A 23,018-nucleotide genomic window follows, 5' to 3' on the forward strand; every position below is an offset into this window, starting at 1 on the left:
ACAGGCCCGGTGGCTCAACGGGCAGGGCGAACCCTGCGGCTCAGCGGGCGGGACGGGCCCCCCGGCCGCCGAGCCGGTGGGAGGTGTCCCCGGCCGCGGTGAGCCGGGCGCGCAGCTCCTTGGGCAGGGAGAACAGGACGTCCTCCTCGGCGGTGACGACCTCCTCGACCTCGCCGTAGCCGTAGTCGGCCAGCAGGCGCAGCACGTCCTTCACGAGCACCTCCGGCACGGAGGCGCCGGACGTGACGCCCACGGTGGCGATGCCCTCGAACCAGGACTCATCGACCTGGTTCGCGAAGTCCACGCGCTCGGCGCGGCGGGCGCCGTACTCGAGGGCGACCTCCTTGAGCCGCACGGAGTTCGAGGAGTTCGCCGAGCCCACGACGATCACGAGGTCCGCGTCCGGGGCGATCTTCTTGATCGCGGTCTGCCGGTTGGAGGTCGCGTAGCAGATGTCGTCGCTGGGCGGGTCCTGCAGGGAGGGGAAGCGCTCGCGCAGCTTCTGCACGGTCTCCAGGGTCTCGTCCACGCTGAGGGTGGTCTGGGACAGCCACACGACCTTGTCCGGGTCGCGGACCACGACCTGGTCGACCTCGTCGGGGCTGTTCACCACCTGGATGTGCTCGGGGGCCTCGCCGGAGGTGCCCTCGACCTCCTCGTGGCCGTCGTGGCCGATCAGCAGGATGTCGTAGTCGCTCTTCGCGAAGCGCACGGCCTCGCGGTGCACCTTGGTCACCAGCGGGCACGTGGCGTCGATGGTGTGCAGGTCGCGGGACCTCGCGGACTCCACCACGGCCGGGGAGACGCCGTGGGCGGAGAAGATCAGCAGCGACCCCTCGGGGACCTCGTCGGTCTCCTCGACGAACACGGCGCCCTGCTCCTCGAGGGTGCTCACCACGAACTTGTTGTGCACGATCTCCTTGCGCACGTACACCGGGGCGCCGTAGTGCTCGAGCGCCTTCTCCACGGCGATGACCGCGCGGTCCACGCCGGCGCAGTATCCGCGGGGGGACGCGAGCAGGACCTTCTTGGGCCCGTCCACGGGGGCGGCGGCGGCCACGTCCTCGGGGGTGCGCCGGGAACGGGGGACGGTGGGCATGGAGAGCGCAACGGTGGTCGGCATGGCCTCCATGCTACGCGGTGGGGCGGCGCCCGCGCCGTGATCCGCCCGACACCAGGATCGCCCCGACGAGACCCACGACGCCGGTGATCCCTGCCGCCCAGGCGGCCGTGACCATCTGCTCGGCGAGGGAGCCCGTGAGCAGGACGGCGACCCGGTCGACGGCGAGCCGGACCACCGGGTCCGAGCCCAGGACGCCGCTCGCCCGCTCCACGCCGTGCTCCACGAGCAGCCACACCCCGCCCAGGCCGGCGAGCGAGCCCAGCCCCATCACGGCGAGCGTGGCGAAGCGGTGCCGGGTCACCAGCAGCGCGAGCACCGCGAGCACCGCGGCGGTCCACGTGAGCGGCACGGCGAGGTCGGTGAGCCGGGTGCCGGCCTCGATGAGGCGCCCGGTGCGCGAGCCGGGCACGGTCATGGTGCCCTCCCGGTCGGAGAGCCCGACGTCCACGCCCGCGGTGCGCTCCACGGCCGCGTCCACCTCGTGGAGCATCGGGCCGAGGTCGAGCACGAGGTCCCGGGGCGGTTCCGCCACCCCGTCCTCGGCGGGGACGTTCGCCGCGTGGGTGCGGGCGAGGCTCTGCGTCCACGCACGCTGGTAGGCGGGATCGGACGTCAGGCCGACGGCGACGTCCGCGGCGCGGCGCGTCAGGTTCTCCAGGGCCCGGTCCAGGAAGGGCACGCCGGTGGCCCGCTCACCCAGGAACCGGTCCGTCGCCTGTCCCACGGCGGTGCGGGCCAGCTCCTCCTGGAACGGCCGGTCCTCGGCGAGGGTGCCCACCACCTGGGTGAACCCGTCGCGGGACACCACGGTGTCCTCGGCCCAGTGCAGGGGCACGAGCAGCGCCACGAGGGAGGCGGTGGCGAGGCCGAGGACGGTGCCGAGGCCGGTGCGCAGGACGGTCGTGGCGCGTCGTCGGGAGCGGTGTCCGGAAGCGGTGGGTGCTGAGGGGCTCACGGGACCACTGTACGCACGGGGAGCGCGCGCACGGCTGTCCCCGTCGGGTGGTAAGCATGAGGCATGACGTATCTGGAGCCGCAGCAGGACGCGCCCACGGGGAGCGCGCGGGAGCTGCCGTCGCGGGCGGACCGCACCACCCCGGAGAACCCGTGGCCGCTGCGGATGCTCTCGGAGAACCTGCACGCCTACATCGCCCGCTGCGCGCCCACGTGGGTCGAGGGGCAGATCATCGAGCTCAACCGGCGCGCCCGCGTGACCTACGTGACCCTGCGGGACGTCGACGCCGAGATCTCCGTGCCCGTGACCCTGTTCGCCAACGAGACCGCCCACCTGGACCGCCCGCTGGAGAAGGGGATGCGGGTGGTCGCCCAGCTCAAGCCGGACTTCTGGGCCAAGACCGGCCGGCTGTCCATGCTGGGCCGCGGCATCCGGCCCGTGGGCCTCGGGGACCTGCTGGAGCGGCTCGAGCGGCTGCGGAGGGTCCTCGCGGAGGAGGGACTCTTCGACGCCGCCCGGAAGAAGCCGCTGCCGCTGCTGCCCCGCCGGGTCGGCCTCGTCACGGGGCGCAACTCCGACGCCGAGAAGGACGTCATCCGCAACGCGTCCCTGCGCTGGCCCGCCGTGGACTTCGAGGTGCGGGAGGTCGCGGTGCAGGGCTCCGGCGCGGTGCGCGCCGTGACCCAGGCGCTGCGCGAGCTCGACGCCATGCCGGAGGTGGACGTCATCGTGATCGCCCGCGGTGGCGGCTCCTTCGAGGACCTCCTGGCCTTCAGCGACGAGTCCCTGATCCGCGCCGTGGCGGCCGCCCGGACCCCGGTGGTCAGCGCCATCGGGCACGAGAACGACCAGCCGCTGCTCGACTGGGTGGCCGACCTGCGGGCCTCGACCCCCACGGACGCCGGAAAGCGGATCGTCCCCGACGTCGTCGAGGAGCGCGCCGGCGTGGCCCGGGCGAGGGCGAGCCTGGACCGTGCCGTGCGGGGCTTCCTGGACCGGGAGTCCGCCGGTCTCGCCGCCGTGCGCTCCCGGCCCGCCCTGGCCCAGCCGGAGGACATGATCCTGCTCCGCGAGGAGGACGTGGACCGGTGGCGCACCCGGGCGCTGTCCGCCGTGGACTCCCGCACGCTGCGCGAGCGCGACGCCGTGCGGCACCTGCGCGCCCGGGTGCGGGCGCTCTCCCCCCAGGAGACCCTGCAGCGCGGCTACTCCGTGGTCCTGGACGCCTCCGGCGCCGTGGTCACCGACGCGGCCACGGTGCGCGCCGGGGACCTGCTGGGGGTGCGCCTGGCCGCGGGCGAGCTCGGCGTGCGCACCGAGACCGTCTCCGCCCGGCGCCCCGGCGAGCGTCCCGGCTCCCCCTGATCCCCCCTGATCCTCCGCAGCACCGACATCCCGACCGTCCCGAACGAGAGGCGCCCCCATGGCGAGCACCGACCACCCCGCAGCACCCGACCTGTCCGACATCGCCGGCCTGGGCTACGAGCAGGCCCGCGAGGAGCTCGTCCAGGTCGTCTCCCGGCTCGAGACCGGGGGCACCTCCCTCGAGGAGTCGCTCGCGCTGTGGGAGCGCGGCGAGGCCCTGGCCAGCCGGTGCGAGCAGTGGCTCGACGGCGCCCGCGAGCGGCTCGACGCGGCCCGTGCCCGGCGCGCGGACGGCGACGGGAACAACGCCGACAGCGACGACGAGGAGGCCGGGCGCGGCTGAGCCCGGCGCGCGGCAGGAAACGGGCCCGGCAGGAGTCAGAGCGCGGCGAGGCGCCGGCGCGCGTCCTCGACGTCGTAGCCGGGGTCCGGCCAGTCGAGCCGCAGGCCCCTGAGCGCGGCGATCAGCAGGTCCTGGACCACGGCCCGGGCGTACCACTTCCGGTCGGTGGGCACCACGTACCAGGGCGCGTGGTCGGCGTCGGTCGCGTCGATGGCCCGCTCGTAGGCGGCCAGGTAGGTGTCCCACCGGCTGCGGGCCTCGAGGTCCGAGGGGTCGAACTTCCACTGCTTCGTCCGGTCGCCCATGCGGGCGAGGAGATTCTCGCGCTGCTCGTCCAGGCCCAGGTGCAGGAAGACCTTGACGACGACCACCCCGTCGTCGGCGAGCTCCTGCTCGAAGTGGCGGATCTCGGTGTAGCGCCGCTCGAGCTGCCGGTCGTCGAGCACGTCGTGCACCACGGGCACGAGGACGTCCTCGTAGTGGGACCGGTCGAACGCGCCGATCACCCCCGGGCGGGGCAGCTGGCGCCGGACCCGCTGGAGGAAGTGCTGGGCGGCCTCCTCCTCGGTGGGCCGGCCGAAGCCGTGGGTGTGCACGCCGTGCGGGCTGAGCCCGCCCAGGACGTGCTGGATGACGCCGCCCTTCCCGGAGGTGTCCATGCCCTGGAGCACGAGCAGCACCCGGTGCCGGGCGCCCACCGTGGCGTTGGCGTAGATCTGGCGCTGCAGCTCCGACAGTTCGGCGTCCCGGGCGATCCGCAGCGCGTTGCCGTGCTTCTTGCTCCCCGTGAACCCCGGGGTGGAACCGGTGTCCACGGCGTCCAGGGACAGCCCCGGCCGGGCGCGCAGCAGCGGCCGCACGTCCTGTTCGAACCCGGTGCCGGGGCTCTGGTCGGCTGCGCTCATGCGGGACCTCCTGGGGATGCGGGGCGGGCCGCGCTGGACGGCCCGCCGGTCACTGGCGGTAGTTGCTCAGGAACTCCTCGATCCGGTCCAGCGCCGTGGCCAGCATCTCCACGGACGGGAGGGTGACGAGCCGGAAGTGGTCGGGCTCCGGCCAGTTGAACGCCCGGCCGTGGCTGACGAGGATCTTCTGCTCCTTGAGCAGGTCGAGGGCGAACTTCTCGTCGTCGACGATGTTGAACTTCTCCACGTCGAGCTTGGGGAACAGGTACAGGGCGCCGTCGGCCTGCCGGCAGGACACGCCGTCGATCTCGTTGAGCCGCCGGTGGGCGAGGTCGCGCTGGGCCTTGAGGCGCCCGCCGGGCAGGATCAGGTCGTTGATCGACTGGTACCCGCCCAGGGCGGTCTGGATGGCGTGCTGGGCCGGGACGTTGGCGCACATGCGCATGTTGGCGAGTAGCTTGATGCCTTCGATGAAGCTCTCGGCCTTCCAGTTGGGGCCGGTGATCGCCAGCCACCCGGCGCGGTACCCGGCCACCCGGTAGGCCTTGGAGAGCCCGGAGAAGGTCAGGCACAGCACGTCCTCGCCGGTGAGGGTCGCGGTGTTGATCATCTCGGCGTCGTCGTAGGTGATCTTCTCGTAGATCTCGTCGGAGAACAGGATCAGCTCGTGCTCGGCCGCGAGGTCCACGATGGTCTGCAGCACCTCGCGGGAGTACACCGCGCCGGTGGGGTTGTTCGGGTTGATGATCACGATGCCCTTGGTGTTGGGGGTGATCTTCGCCGCGAGGTCCTCGAGGTCGGGGTTCCAGTCGTTGTCCTCGTCGCACCGGTAGTGCACGGGGGTGCCGCCGGACAGGGCCACCGACGCCGTCCACAGCGGGTAGTCCGGGGAGGGGATCAGGATCTCGTCGCCCGGGTTGCACAGCGCCTGCAGCGTCATGGTGATGAGCTCGGAGACGCCGTTGCCCAGGTAGACGTCGTCGGTGTCGAGGTTCATGATCCCGCGCGTCTGGTAGTACTGCACCACGGCCGTGCGGGCCGAGTAGATGCCGCGGGAGTCCGAGTAGCCCTGCGCGTTGGGCAGGTTCTTGATCATGTCCACGAGGATCGCGTCGGGTGCCTCGAAGCCGAACGGCGCGGGGTTGCCGATGTTGAGCTTGAGGATCCGGTGGCCCTCCGCCTCCATGTGCTCCGCCTGCTCCAGCACGGGGCCGCGGATGTCGTAGAGGACGTTCTTGAGCTTGTCGGACTGCTTCACCACTGACATGCGGTACACCTTACCCCCGGGCCGGGCGCCGCCCGGGGCGCCGCTCAGGTGTCGTCGCCGCCCTCGAGCCAGTACCGCGCGGCCTCCTCCGGGGTGTACGGATCGCGGGCGGAGGTCATCCGGGTCATCAGCACCAGGTCGTCGGTGCCGATCTGCGCGGAGACGGCGTCGACGACATCCGCTGCCGCGTCCGGCAGGTCCTCCACGGCCACGGGAACCACGCGCTGCGGGACGAAGTTGTTGAGCGGGTCGGCCAGGACCACGAGGGCGTTGTCCTCGATCGCGGGCGAGGCCGTGAACAGGGCCGCGGCCTGCACCCGGTCCTGGAGCAGCGCGTCCACGAGGTCGTCCTGGGCGCCGAACGGCACGAACCGGCCGGGCACGCACTCGTAGGCCTCCGCCAGCCCCTCCGGGCCGTAGGAGCGGCCCGCGAAGTCGAGGTCGGTGCCGAGGGCGAGCTCGTCGCACACCGGGCCCAGGTCCTCCAGATCGGTGAGCCCGTGCTCGACGGCGGTCGGACGGGTCACGACGACCGCCACCGTGTTCTCCGCCGGGGCCGGCTCGAGGGTCCGCAGCCCCTCGGGCAGCACGTCCTGCACACCGGCCAGCACGTCGTCGTCGTCGGCGCGCTCCTCCCCCAGCCCCAGCAGCTCGGAGAGGTCCTCGGCGAGCCCGCCGTCCTCGGCGGCGGGGGACGGGGTGGGGGTGGGCGTCGGACCGACCGTGGGCGCCGCCGTGGCAGGGCCCACGGGGGCGCGGCCGCGCAGGTGCAGGTAGAGGTTCCCGGAGTAGTCCGCGGCGACCTCCACGTCGCCCCGCTCGAGGGCCCCGAGGTAGTCGGCGCGGTCGGTCCCGGCGTCGACCACGCTCGCCTCGAAGCCCGCCTCCCGGAGCCGCCCGGCGTAGACGTGGGCGAGCACGGCCGTCTGCCCGGTGGGCCCCGCGGCGATCCGGACCGGTTCCGCGGCGGGGGACGTCACGGGGGCCGGCGGTGGCTCCGGGGCCTCGCCCGCCCCACCGCACCCGGTGAGCGCCGCGACGGCGAGCAGTCCCGCGGTCGCACGACGGCGGGTCACCGGCCCTCCCCCGTCCGCGCGGGGTCCGCGGCGACGAGCCCGGCCAGTTCGAGGCCGACGGGCACCAGGCTGACCAGGGGCAGCTGCGCCAGCGCGGCCAGGGGGAACCAGCGGGCCTCGTCGGAGGACCCGTCCAGCTCCGAGGTGAGCGTCCCGCCGGTGATGTGGGCGCGGTAGATCACGCGCAGGGCGTGGAAGGGCCGGCCGCGCCCGTCCAGCCGCTCGTCGGGGCCCATGTGCCGGCTGTGCACGCCGAGCAGCTCGTCGAGCTCCACGGTGAACCCGGTCTCCTCGTGGACCTCCCGGATCGCGGTCTGCGCAGGCTGCTCCCCGATCTCCATGCCGCCGCCGGGCAGGCTCCACGCCCCCCGCAGCGAGGGGTGGCGCGGGTTCCAGTGGCTGAGCAGCACCGACACGTCCCGGACGATGACGGCGTAGGCACCCACCCGGGTGTCCATGGGGAAACTCATGCCCCCCATTCTAGGAACGCCCGGGACGGGCCGACGACGGCGCGCGCGGCGGGCTGCCGGGCGGCTCCCGGGCGGCCCCCTGCGGTCCGGGGATAATGGGCGCGTGAGCATCGTCGACAACGCCGTCTACCGGGGCGGGCAGCGCATCGCGTCCCCGGCCACCCTCGAGGAGACCTACCGGCTGCTCGCCCGGCTGCGGGCCGAGGACCCCCGCTGCACCGACGCGGGAGAGCACGGCGTCCTCGCCTGGATCGGCCTGCACCGGCCCTCCGACGACGAGCTCGACTCCCTGGCCGTGCAGTTCGGCCTGCACGACCTGGCCGTGGAGGACATCCGGCAGGCCGAGCAGCGGCCCAAGCTCGACCGCTACGGGGACACCCTGTTCACCGTGCTGCGCCCCGCCTTCTACCAGGACGCCACCGAGACGGTCGACTTCGGGGAGATCCACATCGTCACGGGACCCGGTTTCGTGCTCACCGTCCGGCAGTCCGAGCACGGGCGGGTCGGGCGGGTCCGGTCCCGGGTGGAGTCGCAGCCCCGGCTGCTGGGGACCGGCGCCGAGGCCGTGCTCTACGCCGTGCTCGACCAGACCGTGGACGACTACTACCCCGTGGTCGAAGGCCTCGAGAACGACATCGACGAGATCTCGGACGCCCTGTACTCCGGCACCGGGGACGGTGTCGTCTCGCGGCGCATCTACCAGCTCACCCGGGAGGTCAGTGCGTTCCACCGGGCGGTCGCCCCGCTGGAGATGGAGCTGCGGCAGTTCCTCGAGGAGCTCGCCGAGGCCGGCGCGGCCGAGGAGCTGCAGCACAGCCTGCGGGACGTCCTGGACCACCTGATCTTCGTCAACAACAAGGTCGAGGCCTTCCAGTCGTCCCTCACCAACGCCCTCATGCTCGACTCCACCCAGCTCGCCGCCCGGCAGAACGAGGCCGCGATCGAGCAGAACGAGCAGATGAAACGGATCTCGTCCTGGGCGGCGATCCTCTTCGCGCCCTCGATCATCGGCTCCGTGTACGGGATGAACTTCCGCTTCATGCCGGAGCTGTCGTGGGTGTGGGGATATCCCATGGCCCTGCTGCTGATGCTCCTGACAGGGGTGGTGCTCTACACCGTATTCCGGCTCAAACGGTGGTTGTGAGCGCCGCGGTCACGGCCGTCCCTGCTCCCGGCGGGCGGCGTCGGACAGGCCCCTGCGGTTGCGCAGCACCCGCTTGAGCACCCACCAGCCGAGGAGCACCCCCACGGTGACCACCACGACCCGGGAGAAGACACCGGCGTACTGCTCGGCGACGTGCCAGTTCTCACCGAGGTAGTACCCGGCGAGCACGAAGATGGTGTTCCAGATGAGGGAGCCCGCCGTGGTGAGCAGGACGAACGCGCCGAAGGACATCCGCTCGATGCCGGCGGGGACCGAGATCAGCGACCGGAAGACCGGGATCATGCGCCCGAAGAAGACCGCGGCCTTCCCGTGCCGCTCGAACCACGCCTCGGTGCGGTCGAGGTCGTGCAGATCGACGAGGGGCATCCGGTCCACGACCGCCCGCAGCCGGCGGCGGCCGAGGGCCGCGCCGATCCAGTAGAGGGCCACGGCGCCGACCACCGCGCCGAAGGTGGTCCAGAAGATCGCCCCGCCCAGCGAGAAGCTGCCCTGGCTCGCGGTGAACCCCGCCAGCGGGAGGATCACCTCGGACGGCAGCGGGGGGAAGAGGTTCTCGAGCGCGACGAGCAGCCCGGCGCCCGGGGCCCCGATGGTCTCCATGACGTCGACGGCCCAGTCGGCGATCCCGCCCATCGCCTCGGCGCCGGAGCCCTGCGCCACGATGTCCTGGGCCACGGCGTCCTGAGCTGCGGTGTCCTGGGCTGCGGTGTCCTGGACGGTGGTGTCCCGGGCGGCGAGAACGGCAGTGCCCGGGGTGGGGGCGGCGGTCGGGGCGGGGCTGGGTGCAGTCATGGGTCCTCGGCGGTGGGCGGGGTGCGTGGCGGCCCGGCGGGCGCGACCACCATTGTGCCCGACCCGCCTCCGGGGCGGCTGGACGGATGCCGGGCCGCGGACGTGGTTCGTTAAGCTTCCCCCATGCTCCTCCCCGCCCTCCTCCCCCTGTCCTCCCCCGTGCCCCTGTCCTCCTCCATGCCGGCCCTGGACCCGATGTGGGACTTCTGGCTCGACAAGCCGCTGCGGATCCTGCTGGTGGTGCTGGGCGCCTCGATCCTGGCCGCCGTGGTGCGGCTGCTGATCCGCAGGGTCACCGGGGGGATCGCGAGGGGCAGCCGGTCGCGGATCGTGCGCCGGATGGAGCGGGGCAGACCGCGCTGGGTCGAGGACGCGGGCCTGGCCGGGGCACGGCAGTCCCAGCGCGCCCACACCATCGGGTCGGTGCTCTCGTCCGTGGCGACCGTGGTGATCTGGGCGGTCGCCCTCGTGATGATCATCTCGGAGCTGGACTACGACATCGGTCCCGTCCTGGCGTCCGCCGGCATCGCCGGCGTGGCCCTGAGCTTCGGGGCGCAGTCCCTCGTGAAGGACTACCTGTCCGGGATCTTCATGGTCGCGGAGGACCAGCTCGGCATCGGGGACGTCGTCGACCTCGGCGAGGCGAGCGGGACCGTGGAGTCCGTGGGACTGCGCGTGACCCAGGTCCGGGACGTCAACGGCACCCTGTGGCACGTGCGCAACGGGGAGATCCTGCGCGTGGGCAACCAGTCCCAGGGCTGGGCCCGCTGCGTGCTCGACCTGCCGGTGCCCTACGACACGAACATCGAGCTGGTGACGGAGCTGATCCTGCACGAGGCCGGCCTCCTGCGGGACGACCCGAAGGTCGGCGAGTACGTCACCGAGGACCCGGAGGTGTGGGGCGTCGAGGCCGTGACCGGCGAGTCCATCACCGTGCGCGTGGCCGTCCGCACCGTCCCCCTCAAGCAGTGGGACGTGGCCCGGGCGCTGCGGCTGCGGCTCAAGAAGATGCTCGACCGCGAGGGCCTGCACGTGCCCCTGCTGAACCAGACCGTGATCCGGCAGGCCGATGCCGGCGCCGCCGCGCCCGGTGCCCCGGAGACGGGCCAGGTCCGGGCCGTCCGGCGCGATGTGCCAGGATCGGACGCATGAGCATCGTCAAGATCAACGCCATCACCGTCCCCGCCGACTCCGGCGACGAGCTGGGCCGGCGCTTCGCCGCCCACAGCGACTCCATGGCCGGGGTCGCGGGCTTCGAGGGCTTCGAGCTGCTGCAGCCCACGGACGGGCGCACGCAGTGGCTCGTGCTCACCCGGTGGGCCGACGAGGAGTCCTACGACGCCTGGCGGTCCTCGCAGGACTTCGCCCGGTCCCACGGCGGCGGCACCGCCGGAGAGGGCGAGCGACCCCGGCCCGTGGGCACCTCCTCGGAGCTGTGGTCCTACACGGTGGCCGTGGCCGTCGAGCAGCAGGACGCCGCGCAGCAGTAGATCGCCCGCGCGCTCAGCGCCGTCCGCGGCCGCCGGTCCGGCGCCCGCCCTGGGGCCCGCCGCGACCTCCCCGGGCCCCTCCCCGGGGTCCGCCCGCCCGCCGTGCCCCCTGCGGAGACCGGCCCCCACGGCGCGACGACGACGCGCGCGCCGGCTTCCCGCCGGACGCCGGCCGGTCCTCCGCGGCCGGGGACGGCGGTGCGGCCCCGCCGCGCGAGCTGTTGAGCCCCCGCCCGCGCACGACGCCCACGAAGTCCTGCACGAGCTCCTCCTGCTCCTCCGGCAGGTCCTGCGGCCACACCAGCGCCACGGGCACCGCGGCCGCGTCGGGCACCACCCGGTGGACGAGGTCCTTGCGGTGGTGCAGCCGGGCCAGGGACATGGGCACGACCACCAGCCCGAGACCCGCGGCGACGAGCTCGACGGCGTCCCGGGCATGGCGCATCGGGGGCAGCGGGGCGTCGGCGGCGACCGCCTCCGGGGAGCGCAGCCGGTGCCGTTCGGGCAGGGTCGCGGGCTCCTGCAGCAGCACCTCGTCCACGAGCTCCGCGACCGGCACCTCGTCGAGCAGCGTCAGCTCGTGGTCCCGGGGCAGCACCACGACCTGCTGCTCCGCGTAGAGCTCCACCGCCCGGTACCGCTCGCGCAGCGCGGTGAGGTCGTCGACCCCGGCTCGCGGGTGGGCGGGCAGCCGCACGAAGCACGCGTGGGCGCGCCCCTCTCCGAGCTCCTCCTGCCACGCGTCCGCCTCCAGCGGGTGCTCGACGAGGACGCGGCCGGGATTGCGGTCCCGCCACCGGAAGAACCACTTGCCGGGCATGACGCCGGGGACGAAGGCGACGACCAGGTCGGCCGTCTCCTCGGCCGTCCCACCGACCGTCTCCTCGGCCGTCCCACCGGTCGTCTGGTCGGCCGGTTCGGCTGCGGGTTCCTGGGGTCCGGGCGTGTCGTCCATGGCGGCCAATCTACCCACTGCCGGGCCTGCTCCCCGACCACCGGCGGGAGCCGTCCCGGACGCGCCGGTCACCCGAGATGCGAAACCGGCGCGGGGTGTATAGGATGGAACGGTTGCTCCGGGGCTATAGCTCAGTTGGTAGAGCGTTTCGTTCGCAATGAAAAGGTCAGGGGTTCGATTCCCCTTAGCTCCACGGATCGAGGAAGCGGGACATCCCACCGGGATGTCCCGCTTCGTCGTTCCCGGACCGTTCTCCGGGTCCTCGGAGCACCCGATGCTCCTGTGGCCCGTCAGGCAGGGCCTGTCAGGCGAGGTCCTCGCGGAGCTGGGACAGGAGCACCCCCACCACGTCCGCCCCGCCGTCGGTCCCGGCATGCAGCCGGGCGACCTCCGCGCCGTGCAGCGCCCCGACGGCGTAACGGTCCTCCCCCGTGCGCCGGAGGGCCCGCGCGGTGTCCGCGAGCCACCGCTCCAGCACCGCGGCGTCCATGATCCGGCCCAGCTCGTCCTGGTAGTCCTCCGCGTCCCGGGCCGCCCGCCGCAGCTGCTTGCCCGGCCGCATCCCGGTCCGGTCCAGGACGGCGTCGACGTAGCGCACGCGTTTGACCGCCTTGCGGACGTCGTGCAGGTGCTCCAGCCGCTGCTGCCCGCCGGTCTCGCCGTCCTGCTCCGTCCCACCGGCCTGCTCCGTCCCGCCGGCCTGCTCCTTCCCACCGGCCTGCTCCGTCCCGCCGTCCTGCTCCGCATCCGCGACGCGCTCGGCCACGCGCACCACCTTTCCCAGCGCCCGGTGCACCAGCGCGTCGGAGACCTCGCGCCCCGAGAGCCGGGCGCAGTCCTCGGTCACGGGCGGAGCCGCCGCGAAGTCCTGGACGTCCGCCAGGAGCCGCAGGTGCTCCTGGCCGGTCACCTGCCGGCGCACCCTCCCGGCGGCCGTCCGTGCCTGCTCCTCCGCCCGCCGCTGCAGGCTCTCCGCCGCGGCCGGCTCCACCCGGCCGTCGAGCTCCGCCACGCGCCCGGCCAGCAGCTCCGCGGTGACCTCCGCGTCCCGCGCCCCGGACAGGGCACGGGCGAGCCGGCGCAGCCTGGCGTCCAGCTCCTCCGCCGCCTCGCCGTCGAGCAACGGCGCGGCCGCCTTGAGGACGCTGCGCAGCGAGCGGGAGGTCACGCGCATCTGGTGCACCGCGTCCGGCACGTCGAGGCGGACCTTGAAGTCCCAGAGCACCAGCTGCTCCGCGAGCTCCCCGAGCACGGCCCGCAGCACCTCCGGCCCGGGCTCCCCGCCCGCTTTCTTCCCCTTCTTCTTCCCGTTCTTCTTCCCGTTCCTCTTCTTGGACTTCTTCCCCGTGTCCTCGTCCTTCTTCTTCCCCGTCTTCTGGTCCTTCTTCCCCTTCTGCCCGGCGTTCTCCGCCTTCTCGCCCTGCTTGCCCTTCTTGCCCTGCTTCTGCTGCGTCGGGGCCGCCTCCACCGGGGTGTCGCCGTCCTCCTCGCCGAGGGCACGGGCGATCTTCGCCCGGGAGGTGGACGGCTTCCCGCCGGCGGCGAGGACCACGGCCTCGACCGCGGCGAAGATCTGCTCCTGGCGCTCCTCGGGGACCGTGCCGTCGAGGATCTCGACCTCCCACTCCGACCAGGACCGTGCCGTGCCGGTGCGCTCGTCGACGGCATCGACCACGTCCACGGCGAGCTCGGCGACCTCCGCCCCCGTGCTGTCACTGATCATGCGCACCTGCCGGACGGTGCGCAGCGTCGCGACGGGCCGCAGCTCCTGGCCGCCGGTCAGCCCGGCGAGGAGGTTGCGCACGGACGCGGGCATCCGGTCCGGCGTGCGCAGCAGGGGTACCTGCAGCTCGTGGCGCCCGCCCGGGCCGTCGAACTTCACGTGCCACCCGTCGTCGGCCCCGCCCCGGCGCCGGCGCAGCGCGACCAGCCGCCGGCCCAGGGCCATGTCCGGGGTGTCGTGGTAGACGGCCTCCATGCGGTGCTCCACGGGGTCCGCCGAGACCGTGCCCCCCTCCAGTCCGCTCCAGTCCACGCGGGCCTCGGCGCCCTCCGGGAACTCGTACTTGCGCTCGACCTCGCGCTGGGCGACGGCGGTCATGGGTGTCCTCCTGGTCGGGGCCACCGGCCGCCGGTTCCGGCGGCCGGCCGTTGCGGCGATGATACCGGGACGGCGCGCGGCCCCCGGCAACGCGAACCGCCGCACGTTCCCGGGGGAGCGTGCGGCGGTTCGTGCGGCCCGGTCCCCCGGGCCGCGCGGTGTGTTCGGTCAGGCGCGGCGGCGCTTGAGGACGTCGTCGAGGTCGAGGGCGGCGCGGCCCTGCTCCTCGCCCGTGCGCACGGCGTCCTTGAGGCTCGCGGAGCGGGCGGTGGGCTGCTCCGGCACCGCAAGGGGCTCCGGCTCCGGACGCTGGACCACGGGGGCCTCGGCGTACGTCGGCCGCGGCACGGGGACCGGTTCCCAGGTCCGGCCCGGCGCCGCGGCGGCGGCCTCACGGGCCACGCGGAGCGCCTCGGCCCGGAGCTCCTCGACCGTGAAGGCCGGCGCGGCGGGAGCGCTGGGCTGCTCGCCGGCGGCGGGGAGGTCGAGGTCCTCGGCGGCCAGGCGCGACTGCTCGCGGACCTCCTCGGCCACGGCGTGCTCGTTGTCGAACAGGGCGACGTCCTCCCGGGGGGCGTGCGGCTCCTCCGCCGGCGCCCGGACCGCCGGACGCGCGGCGCGGCGGGCGGCCCGGTCCTGGACGGCCAGGTAGCGCAGGGCCAGGACGGAACCGGCGCCGAGCAGCAGCAGGAACACGGGCCAGGGCCAGCTCACCGCGGCGGAGAACGGCGCGAGGACGGCAGTGACCAGTCCGGCCAGGAGGGCGGCGCCCCCGGCGAGGAGGATCCCGGCGCGGTCCCGCTTGATGTGCAGGGTCCCGGTGCCGGAGCGTCCGGGGTCGCCGTCGGCGGGCCGGGGGACGGTGTCGGTGGTCGCCATGATGTTCCTTCGTCGGCGGGACGCGGGTGAGGGCTGCTCGATGGGCGCGGAGAGGCGCTCCGGGGCGGGACCGGGGCCGTCCGTCTCGACCTGCGCCTCGACGGGGGCTTCCCGGCGGCGCTGCAGCCGAGGCGCGACCCAGAACAGCGAGAGCGCGCACACGACGGCCAGCACGGCCGAGCTGCTCACCCAGATCATGGTCGCGGTCCTGCCTCTGTGGTCGCTGGATCGAGCGGACGTGAGCCGCCGGCGCACTGCGCCGGCGTGTCCGGGGCCCGGGCTCGGGCCGTGAGGAACAGCCTACTACCGCGGGGGCGCGCCTGTGGGTATCCCTGTGGACACGGCCGGTCCGGTCACTGCCACACGGCGGGCCGGTCCGATCCCGTGAACCGGCGGACGAGTCCCTCCGGGGCCTCGGGCGCGGTGAGCGCGAAGCTGCGGTGGTCCGTCCAGCGCCCGTCGATGTGCAGGAAGTCCTTGCGCAGGCCTTCGTCCCGGAACCCGAGCTTCTCCACCACCCGCAGGGACTTGGTGTTCTCCGGCCGGATGTTGATCTCCATCCGGTGCAGCCCGAGTCCCTCGAAGCAGTAGTCGGTGGCCATGGCCACCGCCATGGGGGCCACGCCGCGGCCCGCCTGCTCCCGGTCCACCCAGTAGCCCAGGGACGCGGACAGGAACGAGCCCCACGAGATCCCGGAGACGGTCAGCTGGCCGACGAGACCGAACCGCTCCGTCCCCGGGACCCGCTCCGTGATCAGGAAGGGCAGTGCCGTGCCCTGCCGTGCCTGCTGGTCGAGGGTCCGCACGAACTGCCCGAACGTGGGCGGCCGCCCGCCGGGTGCGGGGTTCGTGGCCTCCCAGGGATCGAGCCAGTCCCGGTTGCGGGAGCGCACGGCGTCCCACTCCCGCCGGTCCCCCCGGGCCAGCGGGCGCAGCCGGAGCTCCCCCCAGGAGACGGTGACGGGCCACCGGAGCTGTCCGGCCACGGGAGCGAGGCCTCTCAGCCGACCGGCAGGGTCCGGGTGTACTCCCTGAGCCACTCGCACAGCTCGGGCCCGAGGTCCTCGCGCTCCGAGGCCAGGATGATGTTGGCCTTCAGGTAGCTGAGCTTGTCACCGGTGTCGTAGCGGCGGCCCTTGAAGACCACGCCGTAGACCCCGCCGCCCTCGCCCTCGCGCTGGGCGAGGGTCTGCAGCGCGTCGGTGAGCTGGATCTCGTTCCCGCGCCCGGGGGCGGTGTTCTCGAGCACCTCGAACACCTCCGGGGGCAGCACGTAGCGGCCGATGATGGCCAGGTTGGAGGGGGCCTCCTCCGGGGACGGCTTCTCGACGAGCCCGTTGATCCGCACGTAGTCCTCGCCCTCGACCGCGGTGACGTCCGCGCAGCCGTAGGAGCCGATCTGATCCTGCGGGACCTCCATGAGCGCGACGACGGAGCCGCCGGTGCGCTCCTGCACCGCGATCATCTCGGTGAGCAGGGAGTCCCGCGCGTCGATGAGGTCGTCGCCGAGCAGCACGGCGAAGGGCTCGTCGCCGATGTGGATCTTGGCGCGCAGCACCGCGTGGCCCAGCCCCTTGGGGTCCGCCTGGCGCAGGTAGTGGATCTCGCCGAGCTCGGAGGCGTGCTCGACCTCCCGGAGCAGCTCGGTCTTGCCGGACTCCTCGAGCTGGTGCTCCAGGGCCGGCACGCGGTCGAAGTGATCCTCCAGCGCCCGCTTCGAGCGGCCGGTGATCATGAGGACGTCCTGGAGGCCGGCGTCGACCGCCTCCTGGACCACGTACTGGATGGCCGGGCGGTCCACGACCGGCAGCATCTCCTTGGGCATGGCCTTCGTCGCGGGGAGGAACCGGGTGCCGAGCCCGGCGGCGGGGATGACGGCCTTCCGGACCGTCCGGGGGTTGCTGTTTCCACTCATGGGCTCAGGCTAACGGATCGGGGACGCGGGCCAGCGGATTCCCGGCCGGGCACGGTTGATCGCCACGGCGGCCACGGCTAGCCTCGCACCACCGGCCCGGGAGGGCCGGCGCGTCCGGGGCGCCTCCCCGGCCCGAGCGCCGGACAGGAGCGGACACGACGATGACCGATCCCGGTGCCCCCGCCGAGGCGAAGGCGCGGCTGCGCCGCGAGCTGCGGGCCGCCCGTGCGCGACGTTCCCGGGCCGCCCGGGAGCACGCCGCTGTGGGGTTCGGCCGGCACCTCGCGGAGCTGCTCGCCGACCGCCCGCACCTCGATGTCGCCGCGTACCTCCCGCTGCCCACCGAACCGCCCCTCGAGCCCGCCCTGGTCACCGCCCACCACCGCGGCCACCGGATCTGGGTGCCCGTGTGCGAGCCCGGGCGCCGGCTCTCGTGGGCGCGGTGGTCGCCCGGCACCCCCGAGCGCAGCGGGGGCGCCGGTGGACTGCGCGAGCCCGTCGGCTCCCGCCACGGCGCCGAGATCATGCACTCCGTGGGCCTGCTGCTCGTGCCCGCGCTCGCCGTGGCGCCCGACGGCGCCCGACTGGGCTTCGGCGGCGGCTACTACGACCGCTTCCTGGCGACGCTGCCCCGCACGGCCCACCCGGAGCTGCGCACCGCGGTGTGCGTCTTCGCCGACGAGGTCCTCCCCGCCGGGACCGTGCCCGTCGAGGAGCTCGACGCCCCCGTGCCGCTGGCCCTCACCGAGAACGGGCCCGTGCGCCTGGACGGACCCGCAGGCTCCGCCCCGGGAACGCGGTAGAATCAGCAGTCGACCCCTTCGAGTGCCAGAGAGCGCACTCGTCGACCCTTCCCAGGAGGACCCATGCCCGTCTACGCCTACGCCTGCAAGGACTGCGGCCACGCGTTCGACATCCGCCAGTCGTTCAGCGAGGACGCCCTGACCGTCTGCCCGGAGTGCGACGGGGGCCTGCGCAAGAAGTTCAACACGGTGGGCGTGGTGTTCAAGGGCTCCGGCTTCTACCGCAACGACTCGCGCTCCGGCGGCACGGACTCCGGCGCCTCTTCCTCTTCCTCCGCCGAGACCGCACCGGCTGCGACGTCCACGGCGGCCGCGACCCCGGCGACCGCCGGCGCGTCATCGTCCGCCTCCTCGTCCTCGTCCGCCTCCTCGTCCTCGTCCGCCTCCTCGTCGACGGGCGGATCCTCCGACTGAGACGGTCCCCGGACGCCGTCCCGGCGTCCGGACTGCACAGCGCTGCTCCTCCCCGGCGGCGGTCCCCGCCCCTCCCCGGGCGGCCCCGGCGCACCGGCGGGCCGGCACGCCCGCGCCGTAGTGTGCGGCGCATGAGCCGACGCCCCCGGACCGTCCGACGCCGCTATCCGCTGTCCCTGCGCCTGCGCTCGGTCGTGTCCCGGCGCCGGCGGCTGGTGGCCTCGCTGCTCCTCGGCCTCGCCGTCGGTCTGGTCCTCCTGCGGCTCGGCCCGCCCCAGACCAGGACGCTGCCGGTGGTCACCGCCGCCGAGGCGCTGCCCGCCGGCGCGGTGGTCGCCCCCGAGCAGCTCGCGGTGGCCGCCTATCCGCACGGGCTGGCGCCGGAGGGTGCCGTCGCCGATCCCGCGGAGCTGTCCGGGCGCGTCCTCGCGGGCGCCGTGGGCCCGGGGCAGCCGCTGACGGAGACCGCGCTCGTGGGACCGGGCCTGCTGACCGGGCAGGCCGAGGGCGTCACGGCGGTGACCCTGCGCATCGACGATCCCGGCGTGCTGCGGCACGTGCGCGCGGGCGACCACGTGGACGTCGTCCACCTGCCCGACGGCGCCGCGCCGGGCGAGCGCCACGTCCTGGGCCGGGGCCTGCCCGTGCTGTGGGTGTCCTCAGGGGGCCCCGGCGGGGACAGCGGCCTGCTCGCGGGACCCGCGGCGCCCGAGGAGGAGGGGCTGCTGGTGGTGGGGGCCCCGCACGAGGGTTCCGCGCAGCTCGCCGGCGCCGGGGGCACCGGGCGCACCACCGTGGTCCTCGTCCCCGCGCCGATCAGCCCCAGTGCGGAGGCCGCTGCGCCCTGAGCCACTCCTCGTGCTCCCGTTCCCGCGGCCCCTCCGCCGCCTCCTCGTCCGTCCCGGGCGCCCGCCCGTCCAGGCCGGGCAGGCGCGGCTCCGCCCCGGTGAAGGTGCCACCGGTGGCCCGCCGCGGCCCGCGCCGGCGGGGGCGCGGGACCGCGGGCGCGTCCTGCCGCGGCGTCGGGTCCGGCTCGGCCGGCACGGGGGCCCCGCCGAGCGTCGGACCCGGCTCCCCCGGCACGGGTCCCCTGCTGCGCGTCGGGTCCGGCTCAGCCGGCACGGGAGCCCCGACGGTCGCCGGCGGGCAGGCCGAGATAGCGCCGGATCAACTCCGCCACGGTGTCCGGGTCGGTGAAGACCTCGATCGTCCACAGGGTGAGGTAGTTCCAGCCGGTGCGCTCGAGCTGCTGGGGCCGCAGCCGGGAGCGCTCCCGCACGGACAGGGCGGCGTTCTCCGCCGAGCCGTCGGACTGCCCGGCCACGGGGATCCGCAGCGGCCGGTCCTCGGCGCGGGCCCGGCCCGGCAGCACGGCTCCCGCGGACATCGACTCCGTGCCGGCCCACGCGACCAGGTCGAGGACGCCCGCGTAGTGCAGCCGCACCGAGGCCCCGCGCTCGCCGAGGCGGCGGGCGAGGTCGACCACCAGGGCGTCGTCGTGGGTGTCCCGCGCGTCCTCCTCCCCCGGGGGCGGCCCGCCGAGGTGCGCGGCGAGCACGCGGGCGAAGTCCCGGGCCCCGTGCTGGAGGCCCTTGCCCTCCATCTCGCCCGGGTGCAGCGAGGTCACGATGCGGGTGGTGTGGCGGGCGCGGGTCATCCCGAGCACGAAGTGCTGGCGGCCGTGCCGCTCGGACAGCGCCCCGAGGTACGGCACGGTGCGCCCGTTGGCCGTCTTGCCGAAGCCCAGCGAGAAGATGACCGTGTCCCGCACGATGCCCGCCGCCCGGTGCAGGTCGACCACCCGGAAGGACTCCGGGCCCGGGGCGAAGAACTCCGCGGCACCGGGCTCCTCGCGCATCCGCTGCCGGACGGCCTGCGCGATCCGCGCGGCGTGCACCGCGCTGGCCGTCACCACGGCCAGCGATCGGCGCGGATGGCGGGCCGCGTGCTCGAAGACGAGCTCCACGACGCGCCGCACCTCGGCGGCCGGCGCCTGGATGCCCTCGATCCCCGCGGTCAGGGCGCCCACGCCGTCCGGGACGTACTCCACGTCGAGGACGGGGGTGGCCCCGGTGACGGACTCGCCGTGCGGGATCCGGTGCAGGCGTCCGCCGTAGAACTGCTCGTTGAGGTGGCGGAAGACCTGCTCGTCCATGGACCGGTACACGGTCCGCAGCGCCCGCTCCGGCACCACGCGGGAGAGGGCGTCGAAAGCGCTGTCCACCTCGACCACCGGCTGCGCGCCCGGGGCGGGGACCGCGGTGGGGGCCACCGTGAACGGCTGCGGCCGGCCCAGGTGCGGGTCCCCGAAGGCGATGACCTGCCGGCACCGGGTCAGGGCCGGCAGCACGGCCGCGAGCGGGGAGCTCTCGGCGTCGAGCACCACCACGGCGTCGAACTCGTGGTCCTCGGGCAGGGCCGCGGAGAGCACCAGCGGACTGGCCGTCCAGACGGGCACCAGCGAGCCGATCAGCTCGCCCGCCGAGGACCCGACCTCCTCGAGCGGCGCGGCACCCGCCCGGAGCATCCGGCGCAGGGCGGCCGCCGCGCGCGGGGAGCGCCGCACGGTGCGCTGCCAGCGGTCGGCGAGCTCCCACAGGAGGCGGCCGGCTCCTGAGGCGACGTGGGCGGCGTCGGCCCGGCGGAACACGGACTCCGCCTTCCGCAGGGCGTGGCCCTCGGGCATCGCCAGGAAGTCGTCGCCGGTGATCATGGCCTCGAGCGTGGACTGCCACCAGGCGAGGTCGAACTCCCCGGGGACCTCCTCGCGGGGCACGGTGCGCCGGACGAGGTCGTCCACGAGCTCGCCGAGGCCCTGGCCGCGGAGCTCGTCGAGCAGGACGGTGCGCTCGGGCAGCACGGCGAGGTTCTCCTCGTCGTTGATGAGCCGGTCCAGGGTCTCCCGCAGCCGGTCGATCGGCTGCCCGAGGAGGTCGTCGCCGGTGGGCGATCCCTCGAGGGCGATGGCCAGGCCCTCGAGGTCCTCCACGAAGCGGGCCTGCACCGCCGCGAGCTCCTCGACGCGCTCGGAGACGACCGGGTGCTTCGACGACGTGGCCCACTCCCGCCACCGCTCCCGCTCCGACTGCACGCGCAGCAGCGCGCTGTGCAGGTCCGTGAGGTGCACCCCGTGCCGGATGTACTCCTTCGCGGCCTTGCGCAGCCGCGAGCGCTGCAGCCCGGTCATCTCGATCCCGTGCTCGCGCCGCCAGCCGGACCCGGCGGTGGCGGCGACCAGGTCCGTCACGGGCCGGTCGTAGATGTCGGGGGTGAAGCGGGTCAGGGAGTCCTGGACCTCCTGCAGCAGCCGCAGCTGCCGGCCCCACTCGGGCACGGTCGTGCCGCCGCGCAGCCCGCTCGTGGTCAGCACGTGCCGCATCCCGGTCTCGAGGGTGGTCAGCTCCAGCAGCAGCGACTGGGCGAGCCGGTGCGCCTGGCGGGCCTCGTCCTCGTTGACCAGGCGCGCCCCGGTCCAGGGCCCGGCCAGGGTCCCGGCGTCGAAGGCGCCGAGCTCGGCGGCGCGCTCGAGCCGGGCGACCACGTCGCCCCGCTCGACGACGGCGTCGAGCACCGAGCGCGGGAAGCGCACCGACGTGGCGGGCGCCGGCCGGCGGGAGGTCAGCTCGGCGAGCGCCTGCACGGCCCGGTACGGGGAGACGGACCACCGCGGCCGGACGGTGTGCAGGGACCGCACGTGCTCGGCGAGCTGGTCGCGGCTGGTGCGCAGCGTCTCGTGCAGCTCGGTGAGGTCCGGGCGCTCCGTCCGCTCGTTGCGGGCGACCGCCCGGATGAGCTGCTGGGCCACGTCGGCGTCGCTGAGCTGCGAGGACAGCGGCAGGACGGCGGTGCCCAGGCCCAGGCCGTCCATCCGCCGCCCGAACGCGGCGAGCGTGGTGCGCCGCTCCCCCAGGACCAGGACGGTGCGGCCGGCGGCCACGAGGGTGCCCACCGTGTTGACGGCGGTGTCGAGCTGACCGGTGCCCGGGGCCGCGGTCACCACGAAGGAGTGCCCCTGCGCGGCGAGGTCGAGGACCTCCTGCTGGGGGCCGTCGGCGTCGAGCAGCAGCAGCTCGTCGGCGGGGTCGCGCTCGTCGAGCGGGGGCGCGTCGCTGGAGATCTCCTCGACCTGGGGGACTCGTCCGACCGCGGAGTCCTTGAGCCGGGCGAGGTCCCGCACGACCGCGGTGCGGGCCACGACGGACAGGTCGGCGGGGCGGTCGTGCAGGTCCGCGAACGTGGAGACGAGCAGCTTGTGCTCGACGTGCATCCCGGGCACCGCCCCGGCCAGGGTGCGCAGCGTCTCGAGCGCGGGGGCCGGGTCGAGCCGCCGGGTGCCGTAGGCGAGCCGGGCGAGGTCCCCGGAGGTCAGGTCCACGCCGTGGTCCGCGGCCAGCCGGCGGACCATGGCGGGGTTGAGCCGGGCGGGGCCGACGAGCTGGAGCTCGAAGTCGTCGAGGTCCGGGCGCGGCTTCAGCGCGAGGGGCGCGAGCAGGACGGGCGCGATCCAGCGGCGCTGGCCGGCGCCGGTGGGGTCGGAGCCCCGGGGCCGGGCGAGCCAGGACGCGGTGCCGGCGGCGAGGTAGGCGGCGTCCAGCCCGTGGTTGACGGACAGCTCGTGGGTCTTGGTGCGCAGGGCCCGGGCGGCGCGCACGGCGTGCCCGTAGGCCTCGGGCTCGTGCACGATCGTGGACAGGCGGGTGGGGCGGCCCATGAGCAGCTGCGCCTGGCCCGAGGAGTTGGCCTCGGTGAGGTCGATGCACACGTTGTCGACCTGGTTGAAGTCCAGCAGCGTGTCCGGACCGGTGTAGGCGTCCATCTGGCGGGTCCAGGGCTGCAGCGAGACGCGCGGGGGCTGCGCCCCGGAGGGGTCCGACTCCTGGGGGGTGCGGTCGGCTCCGATCGACATGGTTCTCCTCCTGCGCCTCGGCCCGGGGGCCGGGCACCGCTCACGCACGGGTCGAGCGGTCCGTGCGGACCGCTCGACCCCGGCTGCTCGTGTT

The 23,018-nt window shown here is 74.5% G+C and carries 22 protein-coding genes and 1 tRNA gene; 9 read left to right on the plus strand and 14 right to left on the minus strand.

Annotation, left to right across the window (positions count from 1 at the left end):
• Window positions 1–40: 40 nt before the first annotated feature.
• Entirely contained in the window at window positions 41–1,123 is a 1,083-nt protein-coding gene (locus Q0817_RS03305) for a 4-hydroxy-3-methylbut-2-enyl diphosphate reductase (RefSeq protein ID WP_298584337.1), read from the minus strand.
• A gap of 10 nt (window positions 1,124–1,133) precedes the next feature.
• Window positions 1,134–2,078: a hypothetical protein gene (locus tag Q0817_RS03310; RefSeq protein ID WP_298584345.1), complete on the minus strand. Its 945-nt coding sequence runs from the start codon at window positions 2,076–2,078 to the stop codon at window positions 1,134–1,136.
• A 63-nt stretch (window positions 2,079–2,141) separates the two neighbouring features.
• Between Q0817_RS03310 and xseA the strand changes: the two genes are divergently transcribed.
• Together xseA and Q0817_RS03320 are read left to right on the plus strand one after the other, a co-directional pair.
• Window positions 2,142–3,443: an exodeoxyribonuclease VII large subunit gene (gene xseA / locus Q0817_RS03315; RefSeq protein WP_298584372.1), complete on the plus strand. Its 1,302-nt coding sequence runs from the start codon at window positions 2,142–2,144 to the stop codon at window positions 3,441–3,443.
• A gap of 58 nt (window positions 3,444–3,501) precedes the next feature.
• Window positions 3,502–3,786 carry an exodeoxyribonuclease VII small subunit gene (locus tag Q0817_RS03320; protein ID WP_298584378.1) on the plus strand — a complete coding sequence of 95 codons (285 nt, stop codon included), beginning with the start codon at window positions 3,502–3,504 and terminating at the stop codon, window positions 3,784–3,786.
• Window positions 3,787–3,821: 35 nt separating this feature from the next.
• Here Q0817_RS03320 and Q0817_RS03325 read toward each other — a convergent pair whose 3' ends face one another.
• From Q0817_RS03325 to Q0817_RS03340, 4 genes are read right to left on the minus strand one after another with little or no spacing between them, the layout of a single operon-like run.
• The gene (locus Q0817_RS03325; protein ID WP_298584386.1) at window positions 3,822–4,691 is read right to left on the minus strand and encodes a PPK2 family polyphosphate kinase; all 870 of its coding nucleotides are present in this window, start codon (window positions 4,689–4,691) and stop codon (window positions 3,822–3,824) included.
• Window positions 4,692–4,740: 49 nt separating this feature from the next.
• On the minus strand, window positions 4,741–5,958 hold the full coding sequence (locus Q0817_RS03330; RefSeq protein ID WP_298584392.1) for a pyridoxal phosphate-dependent aminotransferase: 1,218 nt from the start codon (window positions 5,956–5,958) through the stop codon (window positions 4,741–4,743).
• Window positions 5,959–6,002: 44 nt separating this feature from the next.
• Complete coding sequence (locus tag Q0817_RS03335) at window positions 6,003–7,034, minus strand: glycine betaine ABC transporter substrate-binding protein (RefSeq protein ID WP_298584393.1); 1,032 nt, start codon at window positions 7,032–7,034, stop codon at window positions 6,003–6,005.
• Complete coding sequence (locus Q0817_RS03340) at window positions 7,031–7,504, minus strand: NUDIX hydrolase (protein WP_298584394.1); 474 nt, start codon at window positions 7,502–7,504, stop codon at window positions 7,031–7,033. Before Q0817_RS03340 ends, Q0817_RS03335 begins: the two co-directional genes overlap by 4 nt.
• Before the next feature lie 103 nt (window positions 7,505–7,607).
• On the opposite strand from Q0817_RS03340, the gene Q0817_RS03345 reads away from it, so the two are divergent.
• Complete coding sequence (locus Q0817_RS03345) at window positions 7,608–8,648, plus strand: magnesium and cobalt transport protein CorA (protein WP_298584396.1); 1,041 nt, start codon at window positions 7,608–7,610, stop codon at window positions 8,646–8,648.
• Between the two features lie 9 nt (window positions 8,649–8,657).
• On the opposite strand, the gene Q0817_RS03350 is transcribed toward Q0817_RS03345, so the two are convergent.
• On the minus strand, window positions 8,658–9,461 hold the full coding sequence (locus Q0817_RS03350; protein WP_298584398.1) for a DedA family protein: 804 nt from the start codon (window positions 9,459–9,461) through the stop codon (window positions 8,658–8,660).
• A 123-nt stretch (window positions 9,462–9,584) separates the two neighbouring features.
• Between Q0817_RS03350 and Q0817_RS03355 the strand changes: the two genes are divergently transcribed.
• A complete protein-coding gene (locus Q0817_RS03355; RefSeq protein ID WP_298584400.1) occupies window positions 9,585–10,613 on the plus strand; it encodes a mechanosensitive ion channel family protein in 1,029 nt (342 codons plus the stop codon).
• The gene (locus tag Q0817_RS03360; protein ID WP_298584403.1) at window positions 10,610–10,951 is read left to right on the plus strand and encodes an antibiotic biosynthesis monooxygenase; all 342 of its coding nucleotides are present in this window, start codon (window positions 10,610–10,612) and stop codon (window positions 10,949–10,951) included. The genes Q0817_RS03355 and Q0817_RS03360 overlap by 4 nt, the downstream gene beginning before the upstream one ends.
• 13 nt (window positions 10,952–10,964) lie before the next feature.
• Here Q0817_RS03360 and Q0817_RS03365 read toward each other — a convergent pair whose 3' ends face one another.
• Window positions 10,965–11,906, minus strand: coding sequence for a LysR family transcriptional regulator substrate-binding protein (locus tag Q0817_RS03365; RefSeq protein ID WP_298584406.1), 942 nt, complete (start codon window positions 11,904–11,906; stop codon window positions 10,965–10,967).
• Window positions 11,907–12,026: 120 nt separating this feature from the next.
• On the opposite strand from Q0817_RS03365, the gene Q0817_RS03370 reads away from it, so the two are divergent.
• Window positions 12,027–12,099, plus strand: a tRNA-Ala gene (locus tag Q0817_RS03370).
• A gap of 111 nt (window positions 12,100–12,210) precedes the next feature.
• Here Q0817_RS03370 and Q0817_RS03375 read toward each other — a convergent pair.
• The 4 genes from Q0817_RS03375 to galU form a co-directional block, all read right to left on the minus strand.
• A complete protein-coding gene (locus tag Q0817_RS03375) occupies window positions 12,211–14,007 on the minus strand; it encodes a CYTH and CHAD domain-containing protein (protein ID WP_298584407.1) in 1,797 nt (598 codons plus the stop codon).
• Between the two features lie 168 nt (window positions 14,008–14,175).
• Entirely contained in the window at window positions 14,176–15,084 is a 909-nt protein-coding gene (locus tag Q0817_RS03380) for a hypothetical protein (protein WP_298584409.1), read from the minus strand.
• Between the two features lie 155 nt (window positions 15,085–15,239).
• Window positions 15,240–15,872: a GNAT family N-acetyltransferase gene (locus tag Q0817_RS03385; protein ID WP_298584411.1), complete on the minus strand. Its 633-nt coding sequence runs from the start codon at window positions 15,870–15,872 to the stop codon at window positions 15,240–15,242.
• Window positions 15,873–15,886: 14 nt separating this feature from the next.
• Entirely contained in the window at window positions 15,887–16,801 is a 915-nt protein-coding gene (gene galU / locus Q0817_RS03390) for a UTP--glucose-1-phosphate uridylyltransferase GalU (protein WP_298584413.1), read from the minus strand.
• Window positions 16,802–16,962: 161 nt separating this feature from the next.
• On the opposite strand from galU, the gene Q0817_RS03395 reads away from it, so the two are divergent.
• From Q0817_RS03395 to Q0817_RS03405, 3 genes are all read left to right on the plus strand, one after another.
• Entirely contained in the window at window positions 16,963–17,604 is a 642-nt protein-coding gene (locus tag Q0817_RS03395) for a 5-formyltetrahydrofolate cyclo-ligase (RefSeq protein WP_298584415.1), read from the plus strand.
• A 63-nt stretch (window positions 17,605–17,667) separates the two neighbouring features.
• Window positions 17,668–18,018: an FmdB family zinc ribbon protein gene (locus tag Q0817_RS03400; protein ID WP_298584418.1), complete on the plus strand. Its 351-nt coding sequence runs from the start codon at window positions 17,668–17,670 to the stop codon at window positions 18,016–18,018.
• Between the two features lie 131 nt (window positions 18,019–18,149).
• The gene (locus Q0817_RS03405; RefSeq protein ID WP_298584420.1) at window positions 18,150–18,866 is read left to right on the plus strand and encodes an SAF domain-containing protein; all 717 of its coding nucleotides are present in this window, start codon (window positions 18,150–18,152) and stop codon (window positions 18,864–18,866) included.
• On the opposite strand, the gene Q0817_RS03410 is transcribed toward Q0817_RS03405, so the two are convergent.
• Both Q0817_RS03410 and Q0817_RS03415 read right to left on the minus strand, forming a co-directional pair.
• Window positions 18,835–19,140: a hypothetical protein gene (locus Q0817_RS03410; protein ID WP_298584422.1), complete on the minus strand. Its 306-nt coding sequence runs from the start codon at window positions 19,138–19,140 to the stop codon at window positions 18,835–18,837. The genes Q0817_RS03405 and Q0817_RS03410 overlap by 32 nt on opposite strands.
• The gene (locus tag Q0817_RS03415) at window positions 19,130–22,924 is read right to left on the minus strand and encodes a hypothetical protein (RefSeq protein WP_298584424.1); all 3,795 of its coding nucleotides are present in this window, start codon (window positions 22,922–22,924) and stop codon (window positions 19,130–19,132) included. Before Q0817_RS03415 ends, Q0817_RS03410 begins: the two co-directional genes overlap by 11 nt.
• Between the last annotated feature and the right edge of the window lie 94 nt (window positions 22,925–23,018).

It is taken from the genome of uncultured Kocuria sp., assembly GCF_947500125.1.
In the GTDB taxonomy this organism is placed as follows: Bacteria; Actinomycetota; Actinomycetes; order Actinomycetales; family Micrococcaceae; genus Kocuria.